Origin of the sequence: Humidesulfovibrio mexicanus (assembly GCF_900188225.1) — a bacterium.
In the GTDB taxonomy this organism is placed as follows: Bacteria; Desulfobacterota; Desulfovibrionia; order Desulfovibrionales; family Desulfovibrionaceae; genus Humidesulfovibrio; species Humidesulfovibrio mexicanus.
This window is the reverse complement of sequence record NZ_FZOC01000007.1, coordinates 93,638-109,550: the sequence shown is the minus strand read 5'-3', so window position 1 is coordinate 109,550 and position 15,913 is coordinate 93,638. Positions and strand designations below refer to the sequence as shown.

The 15,913-nt window shown below is 66.8% G+C and carries 11 protein-coding genes and 2 tRNA genes; 5 read left to right on the top strand and 8 right to left on the bottom strand.

The genetic code is table 11. From position 1 onward, the window contains the following. The first annotated feature begins 1 nt into the window (after position 1). A complete protein-coding gene (locus CHB73_RS13735; RefSeq protein ID WP_089275171.1) occupies positions 2 to 850 on the top strand; it encodes a PRTRC system ThiF family protein in 849 nt (282 codons plus the stop codon). Positions 851 to 1,090: 240 nt separating this feature from the next. Beyond that, entirely contained in the window at positions 1,091 to 2,218 is a 1,128-nt protein-coding gene (locus CHB73_RS13730) for a tyrosine-type recombinase/integrase (RefSeq protein ID WP_179217051.1), read from the top strand. A gap of 14 nt (positions 2,219 to 2,232) precedes the next feature. Here the strand turns inward: CHB73_RS13730 and CHB73_RS13725 are convergent. Both CHB73_RS13725 and CHB73_RS13720 read right to left on the bottom strand, forming a co-directional pair. Further along, a tRNA-Glu gene (locus CHB73_RS13725) sits at positions 2,233 to 2,308 on the bottom strand. Between the two features lie 15 nt (positions 2,309 to 2,323). Beyond that, positions 2,324 to 2,399, bottom strand: a tRNA-Lys gene (locus tag CHB73_RS13720). A gap of 147 nt (positions 2,400 to 2,546) precedes the next feature. On the opposite strand from CHB73_RS13720, the gene CHB73_RS13715 reads away from it, so the two are divergent. Further along, on the top strand, positions 2,547 to 6,020 hold the full coding sequence (locus CHB73_RS13715) for a PAS domain-containing sensor histidine kinase (RefSeq protein ID WP_179217050.1): 3,474 nt from the start codon (positions 2,547 to 2,549) through the stop codon (positions 6,018 to 6,020). An 18-nt stretch (positions 6,021 to 6,038) separates the two neighbouring features. Here CHB73_RS13715 and CHB73_RS13710 read toward each other — a convergent pair whose 3' ends face one another. Further along, on the bottom strand, positions 6,039 to 6,290 hold the full coding sequence (locus tag CHB73_RS13710; protein ID WP_089275168.1) for a hypothetical protein: 252 nt from the start codon (positions 6,288 to 6,290) through the stop codon (positions 6,039 to 6,041). 143 nt (positions 6,291 to 6,433) lie between these two features. Here CHB73_RS13710 and serB point away from each other — a divergent pair, with 143 nt between their 5' ends. Further along, positions 6,434 to 7,648 (top strand): phosphoserine phosphatase SerB, encoded by a 1,215-nt coding sequence (gene serB / locus CHB73_RS13705; RefSeq protein ID WP_089275167.1) that lies wholly within the window; start codon positions 6,434 to 6,436, stop codon positions 7,646 to 7,648. Between the two features lie 79 nt (positions 7,649 to 7,727). On the opposite strand, the gene CHB73_RS13700 is transcribed toward serB, so the two are convergent. The 5 genes from CHB73_RS13700 to CHB73_RS13680 all read right to left on the bottom strand — a co-directional run bounded on the left by CHB73_RS13700 (position 7,728) and on the right by CHB73_RS13680 (position 14,091). Continuing rightward, positions 7,728 to 7,979: a hypothetical protein gene (locus tag CHB73_RS13700; protein ID WP_089275166.1), complete on the bottom strand. Its 252-nt coding sequence runs from the start codon at positions 7,977 to 7,979 to the stop codon at positions 7,728 to 7,730. 42 nt (positions 7,980 to 8,021) lie between these two features. Continuing rightward, positions 8,022 to 9,467: a sodium:proton antiporter gene (locus tag CHB73_RS13695; RefSeq protein ID WP_235641616.1), complete on the bottom strand. Its 1,446-nt coding sequence runs from the start codon at positions 9,465 to 9,467 to the stop codon at positions 8,022 to 8,024. Next, complete coding sequence (locus CHB73_RS13690; protein ID WP_089275165.1) at positions 9,460 to 11,898, bottom strand: c-type heme family protein; 2,439 nt, start codon at positions 11,896 to 11,898, stop codon at positions 9,460 to 9,462. The genes CHB73_RS13695 and CHB73_RS13690 overlap by 8 nt, the downstream gene beginning before the upstream one ends. Before the next feature lie 136 nt (positions 11,899 to 12,034). Continuing rightward, the gene (locus CHB73_RS13685; protein WP_089275164.1) at positions 12,035 to 12,268 is read right to left on the bottom strand and encodes a hypothetical protein; all 234 of its coding nucleotides are present in this window, start codon (positions 12,266 to 12,268) and stop codon (positions 12,035 to 12,037) included. A 74-nt stretch (positions 12,269 to 12,342) separates the two neighbouring features. Then, on the bottom strand, positions 12,343 to 14,091 hold the full coding sequence (locus CHB73_RS13680) for a YeiH family protein (RefSeq protein ID WP_089275163.1): 1,749 nt from the start codon (positions 14,089 to 14,091) through the stop codon (positions 12,343 to 12,345). Positions 14,092 to 14,466: 375 nt separating this feature from the next. On the opposite strand from CHB73_RS13680, the gene CHB73_RS13675 reads away from it, so the two are divergent. After that, a complete protein-coding gene (locus CHB73_RS13675; RefSeq protein WP_089275162.1) occupies positions 14,467 to 15,876 on the top strand; it encodes a sigma-54-dependent transcriptional regulator in 1,410 nt (469 codons plus the stop codon). Positions 15,877 to 15,913: the final 37 nt, after the last annotated feature.

Sequence of the window (15,913 nt, the reverse complement as noted above, 5' to 3'; positions counted from 1 at the left end):
GATGCGGCACTACGCCTCGAAGGCTCTTTCGGCCAACGCCCCGCACCGCGTGGGCGTCTTGCTTGTCGGCGCGGGTGGCACGGGCAGCCAGGTGCTCAACGGGCTGGCCAGAATGGACCACGCCCTGCGCGCCCTGGGTCGGCCGGGCCTGTTTGTGGTGGTGGCCGACCATGACCGCGTGAGCCCCTCAAACGTGGGGCGGCAGTCCTTTTCGCCCGGAGACGTTGGCCAGCACAAGGTCAGCGTGCTGGTGACGCGCATCAACCGTTTTTTCGCCCTAGACTGGGAGGCCCTGCCCGTGGCCATCGGCTCCGGCAAGCCCGATGGCTTGGCCTGGCAGCGGCATGGCCTGCTCGACATGGTGGTGGGGTGCGTGGACTCCGGCCGGGCGCGCCATAAAATCGGCCACGCCTTCAAGGGGTGGCTCAAGGACGCGAGCTATTGGCTCGACTTCGGCAACTCCCGGTCCACCGGCCAGGTGGTTCTCGGCACCAACGGCAAGGTGGAGACGCTGGCCAGGTCCGTGACGCTGACCGAGTTCGTGGACGAGTGCGAGGGGCGCGAGACAGCGGCGCAGGAACTGCCCACGGTGTTGGACCTGTACCCGGACATAGCGACCCAGGACGACGACTCCGAACCTTCCTGCGGCATGGCCGAGGCCCTGGCCAAGCAGGATCTGTACATGAACGTGACCCTGGCCGACTTCGGCCTATCGCTGCTTTGGCGGCTGGTCCACCAGGGCCACATCGAGCACCACGGTCTGTTCCTCAACCTGGAGCAGTGTTTGGCAACGCCCCTGCGCATCGACCCCGAGACCTGGCGGCGCATGGGTTGGGAGGGAAGGGCATGAACGAAAAGGCAAGCATCGACGCCGTGCGGCGGCTCCAGCTCGAGTATGGCGAGCCCATGACCCCACAGGCCGTGGCCGCGTTCCTGGGTGTGGACGTGCGCACTGTGAAGAAATATGGTGGCTCACTTGGCGGCGTGGAGGTTGCTCCGGGACGCTGGCGGTTCTTTGAAAACCGAATGAGGAGATTCATCGATGCCAACAGAGACCACACGCCGTGGAACCAAGAGGTGGCGCGCCGTTGTGAAGGTCAGCGGGAAGATCGTGGCCAGCAAGTGGTTCGGGAGCGGGGCAAAAGAGCACCGCAAGGCCGTGCTGTGGGAAGAGACGTGGAAGCGCGAGGCTGTGCAACAGGTAAGCACGCCCGTGCTGAAGCTCTCGGACTGGACCCTGGCCTATTTGGAGGATGTGCAAGTGCGCTTCTCCGATAGCACCTTCGACGAAAAGCGGACGGCCATGACCCGGCTCATCAAGGCCCTGGGGGACCTGGACGTGACCAAGATCACGCCAGGGGTGGCCCTGGGCTTCCTGAGTGGCCAGTGCAAAGCCCGCTCGGGCTATTCGGCCAACCGCGACCGCAAGAACCTGGCTGCGGGCTGGACCTGGGGCCGAAAGTTCATGGACGGCTTCCCGAAAACGGGCAATCCGTTCCTGGACGTGGACAGGTTCCCGGAGGAGCGCAACCCGCGTCATGTGCCCACCGAAGAGGAGTTCTGGAAGGTCTTGGAGAAAACCGAAGGGCAGGACCGCGTGATGCTGATGGCCTACCTGTACACTGCGGCCCGACGGGACGAGCTCTTCCGCCTCACCTGGGCGGATGTCGACTTCAAGGCGAATGTCTTGCTCCTGCGGACGCGGAAGACCCGCGGCTCATCCTGGAGGGTTGACCCACTTCCCATCCTGCCGGAGCTGCGTCAGGCCCTTGTCTGGTGGTGGGACGCGCGGCCGTACAAAAGCGCCGAGTACGTCTTCACCTGCCTGGACGACAGCCCGAGTCCGAACCACAACCCCGGCGGCCGCTTCCTGTACCGCCAGCACGTCATGCGCAAGCTGTGCAAGCGGGCCGAGGTGCGGCCGTTTGGCTTCCACTCCATCCGGCACTTACGGGCGGTCATGCTCTACAAGGGCGGCGCCCTTGTGCACGAGATCCAGAAGTGGCTGCGCCATGAAAGCGCGTCCACCACGGAGCGCTACTTGAAGAGTCTCGGCTGCGACCTGGACCGGCTTCAGGAAGCGGCCACGAGAGGCAGAGGACAGGCGAAGGTTATCCCCTTCGCCCAGAACGGCAGAGCCCTCGGAATCGTTACTTCCGAGGGCTCTGGATATCCGCCAGTGTATCCGCTGGCTGAAACAATGGCTACGGGGCTGTAACCATGTGGATTTGCTGGCGTCCCCAAGGGGGTTCGAACCCCTGTTGCCGGCGTGAGAGGCCAGTGTCCTAGGCCACTAGACGATGGGGACGTGGAAAAGAGCCTTTGGTGGGCCGTGAAGGACTCGAACCTTCGACTCTATCATTAAAAGTGATATACTCTACCAACTGAGTTAACGGCCCCCGAGGGAAGGCCCTTTTATCCGCGGCCTTTTGCCGTGTCAACACCTTTCGGCCCTCGCTCACCGCTTTTTTTGCGGAGGTGCAAAATGGACCGAAGTGCGCTACCCAGTGGACATGCGCCTCACCGCCAAACAGCAGCCTGCAGCCATGTCGAAGGGGTCTATACATCAGCGCCGCAGACTGTGCAAGCCCCGCGCCCGTACGTTCACCCGGCGCGACGCCAGGCTTAGGATGCTGGCCGAAAATTCCAGCGACGTGTACTTCTCGGTTCGCCTGCCCGGGGCCCGCTACGAGTACATCAGCCCCTCGGTGGAGGCCCTGTGCGGGTTTTCTCCGGAGGCGTTCTACCGCGATGCGGGCACCTTTCTGCGTTGCGTGGCCCCGGCCTGGCGCGAGCAGATGGCCGTCTGGCTTGCCGAGATCGACCGGGGACAAGTGGCCGAGGCGTACGAGTTCCAGGTCATCGGGCCTGACGGCAGCCTGCGTTGGGTGCGCCAGCGGCAGATTCGCGGCGCCACGCCGGACGGCGCCGCCTGGCTTTTGCAGGGCGTGGCGACGGACATAACGGAGCTGCGCCAGGCCCAGACGGAGCTGCGCGAAAGCAAGGAGCATTTCCGCCAGCTCATCGAACTGTGGCCGGACCAGGTGGCCCTGTCCGTGAACCTCGACGCCGGGCGGCACGAATACGTGAGCCCCAGCATGGAGCGGATGCTCGGCTACACCCCGCAAGAGTTCTACGACGATCCCGACCTCGCGCGGCGCGTCGTGCCGCCGCATTGGCGCGACAAGGCCCGACGCTGGTTTGCGGAGATCCGTTCCGGAACCCTTCAGCCCTTTTATGAACTGGAGCTGGCCCACAAGCACGGCGGGCAGCGCTGGATCCATCTCAGCGGCGTGCTCCGGCCGCGCGCCCCCGGCCAGGACATGGTGGCCCAGTTCATTCTGCGCGATGTGACCAGCCGCAAGCGCGCCGAGGCCGCCCTGCGGGAAAGCGAGACCCGTTTTCGCGACCTGGCCGAGAACTGGACCGATCAGGTCATCGTCCGCATCAATTTGCGCACCCACCGGCACGAATACGTCAGTCCGGGCATGACGCGCATTTTCGGCTACCGGCCGGAGGAATTCTACGCCGAGACCTCGCGCGCGCTGGACGCGGTGCTGCCGGAATGGCGGCCGCAGCGGGCGCGTTGGCTGGAGGAGATGTCCCGGGGCGTCATCCGCCCGGAGTACGAGTTCGAGGTGCTGGACGCCTGGGGCAACCGCCGCTGGGTGCTGCAGCGCGGCTCCATCCTGCGCGACGCCAAGGGCCGCCCCGCCGCGCTGCAGGCCGTGCTGTGCGACAACACCGAACGCCGCCGCCTGGAGGACGCCCTGCGCGAATCCAACCGCAGGTACGCCCTGCTGGCGGAGAACATGGTCGATGTCATCTGGGCCTTGGACGCCCATCTGCGCTGGACCTATCTGAGCCCCTCCGCCGAGGCTCTGGCCGGGGAGAGCGTGGACGCGCTGCTCCAGCGCCCCTTGGACAGCGTGCTCAGCAAGGAGTCCATCGGGACCATCGGCCGCACCATCGAGCAATGGGGCAGGGCCGCGCCCGGCTCCCCGGAGGACGAGCCCCAGCTGCTCACCCTGGAGGTGATCCACGTTGGCGGCCGGGCCGTCCCGGTCGAGGCGCTGGCCCGGTGCCTGCGCGATGCGTCGGGGCGCATCACCGGCTATTGCGGCACCGCGCGCGACATACGGCCGCGCAGGCGCATGGAGCGCGTGGAGGCGGCCTTGGGGCGATTGTCGCTCTTGCTGTTGGAATGCGCGGACCTCGCCCAGGTCCAGGTGCTCGCCTCGGCCTGCGCCGAGGACATCACCGGCGCGGGGCAGGTGCTGGCGCAACGCCGCGACCCGGAGACCGGCCGCTACTTAAGCCCGTCCGGAAGCCCCTGCCGCGAACTGGCCCAGGACAACGCGGTGAGCGTGCCCGTGCTGCACGCGGGCGAGGAGCTTGGGCGGCTGGTGGCCCTGGACTTGGAGGCGGAGCAGCGGCCCCGCGCGGCTTTGCTGCTGGAGCGGGTCGCGGCGCTGCTTTCCCTTGCCGTGGCGCGCATACTGGCCGAGGAGGCCCTGCGCAAGAGCGAGCGCACGTCGCGCAAGCTGCTGGAATCCATGCACGAGGGCGTGTGGGCCGTGGATCGCGAGAACCGGACCATCTTTGTGAACGAATACCTGACGAAGATGCTTGGCTACGGGGCGGAGGAACTCGCCGCGATGCGGCCCTGGGAGGTGCTCGACAGCGCGGAGCTGCCGCGGGCGCTGAGCAGACTGCGCGAGCGGCGCCTGGGGCTTTCCGGCACCGGCGACTACGACCTCAGGCGCCGGGATGGCGGCGTGCTGCCCGTGCAGGTGAGCTCTTCCCCCATTTTGAACGAGAGCGGCGGGTACGAGGGGCTGGTCTGCACCGCCCTGGACCTCTCGGAGCGCAAGCGCATGGAGGCGGAGCTGCGCCGCAACCAGGCGCGCTTCGAGGCGCTGTACGAGCTGACAAGCCTTGACGGCGTGGGCGAGGCGGAAATGGCGGCCTTTGCCCTGCGGGAGGCCCTGCGGCTGACGGCCAGCGGGGGCGGGGCGCTGTTTTTTGTCTCTGCGGACGGCCAACAGCTGACGCCCCTGGCATGGCATGGCGTTCCGGACCCCTTGGGACCGCTCCCCGCGGGGACGCACACCCCCTGGGCCGTGGTGCACGCCACTGGGGTGCCGCTGGTGTTGAACGACTTCACCATGTCCGCCAACGGCAGCCCAGAGGGATACATGGGGCTGGACCGTTTTCTGGGGGTGCCCGCCCTTGATGGCGAGAGGCCCGCGGCTGTGCTGGCCCTCATGGGCAAGGCCGCGCCCTATACGCCCGACGACACGCTGCAGGTCTCCCTGCTGATGGACGGGATGTGGCGCATCGTGCGCGGCAGGCGCGACGACGAGCGCATCCGCGCCTCGCTGCGCGAAAAGGACGCCCTGCTTCGCGAGGTGCAGCATCGGGTCAAGAACAACCTGCAGGTGGTCACCTCGCTGCTGGACATGGCCGTGCGGCGGATGGAGGATCCCCAGGCCCGCCTGAGCCTGAGCGAGGTGCGGGCCAAGGTGCAGGCCATGAGCCTGGTGCACGCCCAGTTGCACAGCGGAGCGGCGGAGGGCGCCGGGGCGGGGCGGGGCATCGACCTGGAGCGCTACGTGCGCGCCCTGGTCCGCCAGCTGCGCGAGGTCTACTCCGGGGACATGTCCTTCGAGGCCAGGGTGGAGTTGGAGGGGCTGAGCCTGGGGCTGGACCAGGCCGTGCCCCTTGGCCTGGCGCTCAACGAGGCCCTGGCCAACGCCTTCAAGCACGGCCGCCAGGGCGAGGCGCGGGGCCGCGTCGTGCTCGACGCCTGCCGCGAAGCGGACGGCCGCGTGCGCATCGAACTCAAGGACCACGGCCCCGGCCTGCCAGCGGGCCTGGAACCGGAGCACGCCTCCGGTCTGGGGCTGAAGCTCATGTTCGGGCTGGTGCGCCACCAACTGGGCGGCCAGCTGGACCTTGAGAGCGGCCCGGAGGGCGTTGTGGTGCGCATACGGTTTTGCCCAAGTGTTGCCCGTTGACAAAAAGAAGGCACTGCCTCACCAGCCCATGAAGCCGCGAATGGCCGCGACCCGTGCCGAGGCTTCGCGGCCGGACCGTTCCTCCTCCAGCACCTCGGGCAGGCCGCGCGCCGGGACAAACCCCGGACAGCGCGAGGCGTCCGCGTCTTCCTCCGGCCGCACGTCCGCCCTGGGCCAGCCTTCCAGGACGAGGGCTTCGGCGGCCTCTTCGCAGCCGTCATCGGACCAGTGTTCACAATCGCAGCAGCGCATGTCGGCAAAGGGCAGCATGGGGCCTCCGTGGTTGGGGTGACGCAAGGCCAAAATGATAGCGTTTTGGCAAAATCTTGTCAATCGGCAACTTGCGCGCGGCCTTGAGAAAGGCCCGCTTTTGTGCGAAGACAGCCCCATTCCTGCGCCAGGGGGCCGCCATAATGCGAGAGATCATCCTCATCCACGCCACGGGCGAAGACCGTCCGGGCATCACCTCCTCCTTGACCGGCGTTCTGGCGTCCTGCGGGGTGGACATCCTGGACATCGGCCAAGTGGTCATCCACGACCATCTCACCCTGGGGATGCTGGTGGCCCTGCCGGACGAAGGCCAGGCCGCGCCGGTGCTCAAGGACCTGCTGTTCAAGGCCCATGAGCTGGGCGTCGCGCTCAAGCTCACGCCCATCGGACTAGAACGCTACGAGAACTGGGTGACCGTGCAGGGCCGTCCCAGGCATATCGTCACCTTGCTGGCCAGGCGGCTCGAGGCCGCGCACATTTCGCGCCTTACCGGCGCCCTTGCCCGCCACGGGCTCAACATCGACATCATCAACCGCCTGTCGGGCCGCGTGTCCCTGACGGACGGCGCCGAGCCCAGGCCCGCCTGCGTGGAGTTCTCCGTGCGCGGGGCCGCGGCCGACTGGACCGCCATCCGCCGCGAGTTCATGGACATGAGCAGTGAAATGGGCGTGGACGTGGCCCTGCAGGAGGACAACGTCTTCCGCCGCAACCGCAGGCTGGTGGCCTTCGACATGGACTCCACGCTCATCCAGGTGGAAGTCATCGATGAACTGGCCAAGCGCTTTGGGGTGGGTGACGAGGTGTCGGCCATCACCGCCGGGGCCATGCGCGGCGAATACGATTTCAAGGAGAGCCTGCGCCGCCGGCTGGCCCTCTTGAAGGGCCTGGACGCCCGCGTGCTGGAGGATGTGGCCGCGAGCCTGCCCCTTACCGAAGGGGCCGAACGCCTCATCGTGAACCTCAAGCGCCTGGGCTTCAAGGTGGCCATCATCTCCGGCGGGTTCACCTACTTCGGCGAGCGCCTCAAGGAACTGCTCGGCATCGACTACGTCTTCGCCAACAAGCTGGAGGTGCAGGACGGCCGACTCACCGGCCGCGTGGTGGGGCCCGTGGTGGACGGCGCGCGCAAGGCCGAACTGTTGCGCCGCCTGGCCGAGAAGGAAGGCATCAGCCTCCAGCAGGTGGCCGCCGTGGGCGACGGCGCCAACGATCTGCCCATGCTGGGGCTGGCCGGGCTGGGCATCGCCTTCCACGCCAAGCCCAAGGTCAAGGCCGGGGCCAGGCAGAGCATTTCCACCCTCGGGCTGGACGCCATCCTCTATCTCATCGGCTTTCGCGAGCGCGAAACCCTGGGCTAGCGCGGCGCGGGAGGGGGGCGGCGCGCCCCTCGCTCCCGGCCTTCGCCGCCTCGACGCATAGGACTGCCGCCCAATGGGGTCAGGCCGGTCCCTGCGGCCGCTTCTGTGCTTTGGCGGCCCGGGCCGAATCCCGCCTGGGCTTCCACCACAGGGTGTCGGCCAGCAGGAAGCCGGTCGCCGCCAGGGCGATTGCGGCCAGCGCGTGGAAGCCCAGGTTCAGGGAAAGCCCGGCCAGTCCGGCCAGCCACACCGTCAGGCCCCCCCGCACCAAACCGAAGCGCTCCGCCATGCGCATCCATCCGGGCATGTGCTGTGCGTTGTTTTCCGGCATGGCTCTCTCCTTCCGTTGTGGCCCGGCGCCTTCGGCTTCCACCTAGCGGAAGAAGAGCAGCGTCAGCAGGCCGAAGCAGGGCACGAGAATCCCCACCGACCAAATCATGTAGCCGAAAAAGCTCGGCATCTTGACGCCGCTGGACTCCGCTATGGAACGGACCATGAAGTTCGGGGCGTTGCCGATGTAGCTGTTGGCCCCCATGAACACCGCGCCCGCGGAAATGGCCAAGAGGGTCTGCACCTCGGCCATGAGGGCCTGGGCGTCGCCTCCGGCCACGTTGAAGAACACCAGGTAGGTGGGGGCGTTGTCCAGCAGGCTGGAGAGGATGCCCGTAAGCCAGAAGAACATGGCCGGATCGTGCACGCCTCCGGGGGCCGCCAGCCCCACCAGGCCGGCCAGGGCGCCCTCCGTGCCCGCGCGCAGGATGGCGATGGCCGGGATCATGGACACGAAAATGCCCGCGAAGATCTTGGCCACCTCCTCCATGGGTTCCCATTCAAAGGAGTTCTTGTGCCGCAGCTCTGCGCTGGTGATCATGAGGCTTGCCCCGGTAAGCCCCAGCAGGGCCAGGTCGCGCAACAGGTTCTGCAGTTCGATGTGCACATGGAAGACCTCGAAGCCCATGTCCGGATGCCACACGCCGCTGGCCAGCACACAGACCACCACGGCGGCCAGCAGCAACAGGTTGGCCGTGCCTTCGAGCTTGAGCTTGGCCTTCTTGGCCTTGGGCGGCTTGGGGCTGCCCTCGCGGCGGAACAGGGCGCTGTCCAACAGGAAGTACAGGCTGAGCAGGATGGCGGCCATGAACAGCAGGGGCAGCAGCAGGTGCTGGGTGGTCCAGAAGAAGCGCACCCCCTTGAGGAAGCCCAGGAACAGCGGCGGGTCGCCGAAGGGGGTCAGGCAGCCGCCGATGTTCGCCACCAGGAAGATGAAGAACACAACCGTGTGCGCGCGGTATTTGCGGTGGGCGTTGGCCCGGATGAGCGGCCGGATGAGCAGCATGGCCGCGCCGGTGGTGCCCATCCAACTTGCCAGGAGCGTCCCGATGAGCAGGATGCCCGTGTTCACCAGGGGCGCGCCCACCAGGGTGCCGGAGAGGTGCACCCCGCCGGTGATGGTGAACAGGGTCAAGAGCAGGATGATGAAGGGCACATACTCGGTCAGGGCTGTGTGGACCACTTGGTAGAGGCCCAGCTCCCACCCGTGGACGGCCACGAAGGGAATGAGGTAGGCCAGCGCCCAGGCCGCCGCCACCTTGCCGAAGTGCTGCGACCAGAAGCCCGGCGCGAGCAGGGGAAACACCGCGATGGACAGGAGCATTCCGGCGAAGGGGATGGCCCAGGTCCAGTCCAGCAACCGGCCGATTTCCTCGGCCTGATGGTGCAGGTCGCCGCCCGAGGCCAGGGCCTGGGGCGCGAAGGCGAGCAGCAGGAGCGCCAGGGTCATGAGGGTTGCTCCGACGGTCAATTGCAAATGGTCACGCATGTTCAACTCCGTGTTGGGGCTGTTGGAAAGGTTGGGCTGCGGCGGGGAAGGTCAGGACAAAGGCCGCGCCTGGGCCGCCCTGCACTTCCACCGAGCCGCGCAGCTCGCGCATGGTCTCGTGGACCACGGTGAGGCCAAGGCCCGTGCCTTTGTCGACATCCTTGGTGGTAAAGAAGGGATCGAAAATTTTGCCTACAAGTTCCGGCGGCACCCCCGGGCCGTTGTCCTCCACGCGCAGGACGACGCTCTCCCGGTCCGGGGAGGCGGCGGCGCTCACACGGATGCGCCCCGTGTCCTGGGGCACGGCGTCGAAGGCGTTCACCAGCAGGTTGGTCAACACATGCTCCAGGGCGGAGACCCCGGCCTTCACCGGGGGCAGGTCCGCAGGCAGGTCGCATTCCAGGGCCACGCCAGAGGTCCCGAGCTGCATCCGGAACACCTGGACCAGGTCGCGCGCAACGGCGCCAAGGTCGCTCGGGCCGCAGTGGTCCTTGTCCACCCTGGCCAGGCCCAAAAGCCCCTGCAGCACCTCCTTGGCCTTGCGCGTGTGCCGCACGATGACCTCAAGGTCGGCCTTGGCCTGCTCGTCCTGCTGGCTTTTCTGCAACAGCTGGGCATAGCAGCTGATGACGCCCAGGGGGTTGTTGATCTCGTGGGCCAGGCCCGCGGCCAGCTGCCCCACCGCGGCCAGCTTCTCGCTTTGCTGCATCTGCGCCATCATGCGCTTTTCGGCGGTGGTTTCGCGTACCAGCACCACCGCCCGGTCCAGCCCGGCCTGGCCGAGCGTGGGGTACACGTCCACGGCCAGGTAGCGCGGTCCGGGGAGCTCTATCTCCAGCCCGGAGGGAGCGGCCGCCGCGAGCGCCGCGCCAACGGCCCGCACCTGCTCCTCCGGGGTCTGGAAGGCCGCGAACCAGTCCTGGAGCGGCATTCCGGGCCGCAGACCGCCGTGCATGGCCCTGGCAGAGGAGTTGGCCAGCGCCACGCCGCCGCCGCCGTCCACCAGGAACAAGGGATCGGCGATGCCCTCGAAAATGTGTTCCAGAAGCTGGTTCTGGCTCAACAAGGCGCTGATGGCCTCCAGGTTCTCCAGGGCGATGGCCACCTGCTGCCCCAGGGCCAGCAGCACGTCCTCGGAGAGGTCCGTCGGCCTTGGGCCGTTCCAGAACAGGCCCAAAAGCCCGCGCGAGAGTTCGGCCGAGGCCACGGGCACGAAGACGCGGTCGGCCTCCATGCGCACCCGGCCGGAGCGCGAAAGCTCCTGCCAGTCCGGTGGGAGCTGGTCCAGCCCGCCGCTGCCCGGCGGCCACTCGTTGCGGCTGCGCCCGAAGGACGCGCACAGGTAAGCCGCCCGCGCGGCCTTGAAGCGCTCGGCAAGCCTGGGCAGGGCCCTTTCCAGCAGTTCGTTGTGGGTTTGGCAGTGGTTCAGGTCGCCCAAAAGCTCCACGAACAGGCGCACGTCGGTCTGGTGCTCGGCGGCCTCCTGGCTCAAGGCCGCCGTGCGCGACTGCACCATGCCCTCCAGGTTTGCGGCGTAGTCTTCCAGCTGGCTGCGCGCCTGGCGCAGGTGCGTGGCGAATTCGCCAAAGGCCTTGAGCAGTGACTCGATTTCGTCGCCGCCCTCCAGCCTGGCGACAATGTGCTGGTCGCCGGGGCTGTCGAAGGTCTCGCGGAAAATGGTCGTGAGGCGGCGCAGGTTGGTCACCACCAGGCGGTTGAAGAAGGCCAGGATGATGAGGAACATGCCCATCGCCGCGGCGAAGAACGAGGTGCCGAACATGGTGATGGACTGCTCGATGTGCTTGACCGCGCTGTCCACGGGCATGGCCACCAGGTCCAGGCCGGCCAGTTCGCCAGCCTTGCGCCCGAAGCCGCGCACCGGGCCGTAGCGTTTCAGGAGCACGGCCGGGGCGTCCTTGGGGTCGCCGTGGCAGTACATGCATTCCGACTCGAACAGCACGGGCCGCGCCAGCACGTAGTGTTCCGCGCCGTCTATGTCGCGGTAGCCGCGAAAGGTCTTGAGCGTGGGAGTGTTCCTGAAGTGGTCGATGAGCCCGCGTTCCAGCGCGTTGGCCTGTGCGTCAGGGTTGCGCGGCGCCAGGGCCACGCGGCGGTAGAGGTACTGGTCGCGGTGGCTGTTGCGTTCCGAGAACACCTGCCGGGTGACGAAGGAGGTGCTCATGGCCTCCAGCAAAAACTGGTCGTCTGGCAGGACATCGCGCACGGCGGGGCGCAGGGTTTCGCGAACATACTGCTGCAAGGAGGCTTGATGCGCGAACACCAGTTCCGCGCGGCTTTCGGCCTCGATGTGCAGCATTTCCCGCAGGTGCTGGTTCAGGGCAAACAGCAGCACCCCGCCCAACATCAAGAAGAGCCCGGCCAGACCGAGGAAGAATTTGCGCTGGATCTTGCAGAACAGGGGAGAAGGCATCGGTCGATCCTTGGGTGGGCGTTTCTTGCGAAGCCGCCACCTTGCGCGGCCTTCCATTCCGGCCGCGTTGAAACAGGGTCCGCCCCCCCAAAGCCTACGCCTCGCCCTCCGGCCCCTCCCCGTCAGGCGGGCTGCGCTACTGGTCGCGCAGCACCATGTTCAGGTGCTGTTCCGACTCCTTCACCTGCTCGACATCCGTGAAATACCAGCGGGTAGGGTCGATGCCGTTGTTTTCCAGGCTCTCGGCCATGCGCTGCAGCGGGGCGCAGGACCGAGTCAAGAGGGGCAGCGCGCCGTACACGAACAGCAGCATCAGCCCCAGGACCACAGTAAAGTTTTTGAGCCGCAGCGGCAAGCTCTTCTCCGGCATTATCGCGCCTCCTCCGGTTGGTGGGGGGGAGCGCCATCGACGCCCCCCCGTAGTTGCGCAATCTGTTTGTCGTTCTAGATCTTTGCGGTGATTTCGGGGAACACCAGGTAGAACATGACGTACGCCATGGCCAGGGTCAGGGCAAGGTTGAAGGACTGCCCGCACACATACAAAATCACCGGCTTGCCGCCCTTGAAGTACTTGGACAGCTCTCTGAAGTTGGTGGCCAGGCCGATGGCCGCGAAGGACAGGGCGAAGAACCAGTCGCGCAGCAGCCGGGTGCCGCCGCGCACCACGCCCTGCTCAAGCATGGCGTTGCCCATGTCCGGGCCAAGGGTGGAGTCCATCCAGGAGAACAGGATGGAGGCGGCCACAAAGCCCAAAACGAACTTGGGGAAGCGGTGCCATATTTCGCCCACGCCCACCTTGCGGCCGTCCTGGCACTCCACCTTGAGGCACCAGTACATGGCCACGAAGAATGCCGTGACGCCGATGAGCAGGTTCTGAATCATTTTGATGGTGGCGGCCACATACATGGCCTTTTCGCCCAGGAAGGCGCCGGCCGCGGCCACGGCGCCGGTGGAGTCGATGGTGCCGCCCATCCACGCGCCGCCCAGGATCTCCGGGATGCCCACGGCCTTGATGATGGCGGGCATGACGATCATCATGATGGCGGTGAAGACCAGGGAGATGCCCACGGAGAGGGTGAGCTCCTCCTTCTTGGCGCGGCAGGCCGCCGCAGTAGCGATGGCCGCCGAGGTGCCGCACACGCTCATGTCGGCGCTGATGGTGATGTTCAGCGTCTTGGAGGGCATCTTCAAGACCTTTTGGCCAAAGATGTAGGTGGTCACCAGCACGACGGGCGTGACCACCCAGGCCACGAAGATGCCGGGGATGCCGATGGCCATGATCTTGTTGAAGAGCACTTCCGCGCCCAGCAGCACCAGGCCGCTTTTGATGAAGAACTCCACCTGGCAGGCGGGCAGCACCCATTTGGGCGTGCCCACGGTGTTGGCGATGACCATGCCGAGCAGCACGCCCCAGGCCTCCGCGCCGAAACCATACTGCTTGGAGATGGCCTGGTTGCCCAGCATGTAGGCCAGGCAGGCGGTGAGGAAGACCACGCCGAAGCCCTTGGCGAAGCCGCCGAAGCTGCCGCCCATCATGCGGATGCCCACGCCGAAGAGCACGATGAGGAACACGCAGAGGCCAACCAGGGTTGGCAGGTAGTTGTAGGGCTTGTTCTCCACCTTCTTCTTGGCGTCGCCCATTTTCTTGTGCTCGGCGCGCCAGGCCTTGATCTTGGCCGCGGCCTCGTCGTTCAGGGCCGTGTTCTGGAAGGAGGCGGCCTCCGCGGCCTTCTCCGCTGTCACGGCCAGCGCCAAGGCGGCGTCATTGGCGGCCTTGGCCGTCTCGAACTTGGGCATGTTCTTTTCGTTCAAAGCCTTGGCCTGGTCCTCGGTGCGGATCAGGGCGTCCACGGGGTTTGTGGTCCAGCCGCCTGGGTGCTTGGTCCAGTGTGTGGCGAACTTGCCGAAGGGGGAGCTGGACGCCTTGAGCTTCTTTTTGTCGTCCGCGGCCTTGTGCCAGGCGATGGTCTTGAAGGGCGCGCGGGCCGCCTCGGCCTGCTGGATCCCGTTGGCGGCCTCGATCTTCTGGGAGAATTCCTCCTTGGGGGCGAAGGTGAAGTATGCGAAACAGCATACCGCTATGACCAGAAGGCCCACCCAAATGGCCAGAAAGTCCTCTTTTTTCCAAAGGTCGGACCACTGGCTCTGCCCGTGATCGATGACAATGTTGTTGTCCGTTTTTTCTTCAGCCATACGCGAAAGCCTCCTCCCGAGGATGTGGATGGTGTCTGATCCGCTTTTCCGCAACACAAGCCGATGCCGCCTTGGGCATCCCGTCTTGCTGCGGAAAAGCACATTTCGGGCCAAGTTTATGTATGTCCAATATACCGAGATATAAGCATTTAATTAGATGGATCGCACCGCGGCCGCCAACTGGAGTTGCGCCGCCGCCACCAGAAGGAGGCACCTTGGCGAGGCGGTGGCCCGTGGCCGCGTGGCCCGGCCGGGTTTCGCAGACGTTCCGTCCATCCCCGCGAGATTGACGCGGCGGGCAGGGCCTTGCTACCCCGTGGGAAGGCCATTTGGCCGACCCGTCTGCACGGAGGTTCCCATGCGCGAGGGCCAGCGATGATCGGCCACACCCCTGCCCCCGGCCCGGTGCTGGTGGTGGACGACCAGAAGGATTTCGCCGCGGGGCTGGCGCGGCTGCTTGCCAGCCAGTTTCCGGACTGGCGCGTGGCGGTGCGGCATTCCGGCGCGGAGGCGCTTGCGGCCCTGGACCGCGAGGACCATGCCCTGCTCATCACCGACCTGCGGATGCCGGGCATTTCAGGCCAGAATCTGCTGACTGCGGCCCTGGCCCGGGATCCCTTGCTGACGGTGGTCATGCTTACGGGGTACGGCACCGTGGAGACCGCCGTGGCCGCCCTCAAGGAAGGGGCCTACGATTTCCTCACCAAGCCCATTGACCAGGAGGCGCTGTTCCGCGTGGCGGGCAAGGCCATGGAGCGCCACCAGCTCATGGCCGAAAACCTGCGCCTGCGCGAAAAGGCCGTGGATGTGGAGTGCGGTCCCATGCTCATCGGCGACAGCCCGGCCATGCGCCGCCTGCGCAAGTCCATCGCCGCCGTGGCCGCCTCGGACTACACGGTGCTCATCCGGGGCGAGTCCGGCACGGGCAAGGAGCTGGTGGCCCGCTCCATCCAGTCGCTTGGCGCACGGGCCAACGGCCCCTTTGTCACGGTGAACTGCCCCGCGATCCCGGACACTTTGCTGGAAAGCGAGCTTTTCGGCCACGTGAAGGGGGCCTTTACCGGTGCGGATAAGGCTCGCACGGGCCTGTTCATGGCCGCCAACCGGGGCACCATCCTGCTGGACGAGATAGGCGACATTCCCCCCAGCGTGCAGACCAAGCTGTTGCGCGTGCTGCAGGAAGGCGAGGTGCGCCCCGTGGGCGCCAATGATTCCGCCATGGTCGATGTGCGCATCCTGGCCTCCACCAACCAGGACCTGGAGGCCCGGATCGCGGCCCAGGGCTTCCGCGAGGACCTCTACTACCGCCTGAACGTGCTCTCCATCCACGTGCCGCCCCTGCGCGAACGCACCGAGGACATTCCGCGCATCGCCAGCCATTTTCTGCGCACGGTCTGCCGCGAGCTGGGCGTGGTCCAGAAGATCCTGTCCGACGAGGCGCTGAGCTTTCTCGCCAGCCGGTCCTGGCCGGGGAACGTGCGCGAGCTGGTGAACCTGGTCCGGCGCATGGCGGTGTTCTGCCCAGCGGAGCGCATCGAGGCGGCCCATGTGCGCCAGGCGGAGTCCGGGGGGCGGCTGGCGCGTGCGGCGGAGCGCGTGTCGCCCTACAAGGAGGCCAAGCGCCTGGTGCTGGACGAATTCACCCGTGACTACGTGGCCCGCCTGCTGGAGCACACCGGCGGCAACATCTCCGAAGCCGCCCGCTTGAGCGGAGTGGAGCGCTTTTCCCTGCAGAAGATCCTGAGGCGTCTGGGCATCGTCGGCGAGGCCTTCCGCCGGGGGTAAGGCGCTGCGGGCCGCGGCCGGGGAGCGCCGCCCCCCC

Excerpts from the sequence above, each read along its gene's own strand:
- CHB73_RS13735 (WP_089275171.1), top strand. The coding sequence starts at position 2 with ATGCGGCACTACGCCTCGAAGGCTCTTTCGGCCAACGCCCCGCACCGC.
- CHB73_RS13715 (WP_179217050.1), top strand. The coding sequence starts at position 2,547 with ATGTCGAAGGGGTCTATACATCAGCGCCGCAGACTGTGCAAGCCCCGC.
- CHB73_RS13710 (WP_089275168.1), bottom strand. The coding sequence starts at position 6,290 with ATGCTGCCCTTTGCCGACATGCGCTGCTGCGATTGTGAACACTGGTCC.
- serB (WP_089275167.1), top strand. The coding sequence starts at position 6,434 with ATGCGAGAGATCATCCTCATCCACGCCACGGGCGAAGACCGTCCGGGC.
- CHB73_RS13700 (WP_089275166.1), bottom strand. The coding sequence starts at position 7,979 with ATGCCGGAAAACAACGCACAGCACATGCCCGGATGGATGCGCATGGCG.
- CHB73_RS13695 (WP_235641616.1), bottom strand. The coding sequence starts at position 9,467 with ATGCGTGACCATTTGCAATTGACCGTCGGAGCAACCCTCATGACCCTG.
- CHB73_RS13690 (WP_089275165.1), bottom strand. The coding sequence starts at position 11,898 with ATGCCTTCTCCCCTGTTCTGCAAGATCCAGCGCAAATTCTTCCTCGGT.
- CHB73_RS13685 (WP_089275164.1), bottom strand. The coding sequence starts at position 12,268 with ATGCCGGAGAAGAGCTTGCCGCTGCGGCTCAAAAACTTTACTGTGGTC.
- CHB73_RS13680 (WP_089275163.1), bottom strand. The coding sequence starts at position 14,091 with ATGGCTGAAGAAAAAACGGACAACAACATTGTCATCGATCACGGGCAG.
- CHB73_RS13675 (WP_089275162.1), top strand. The coding sequence starts at position 14,467 with ATGATCGGCCACACCCCTGCCCCCGGCCCGGTGCTGGTGGTGGACGAC.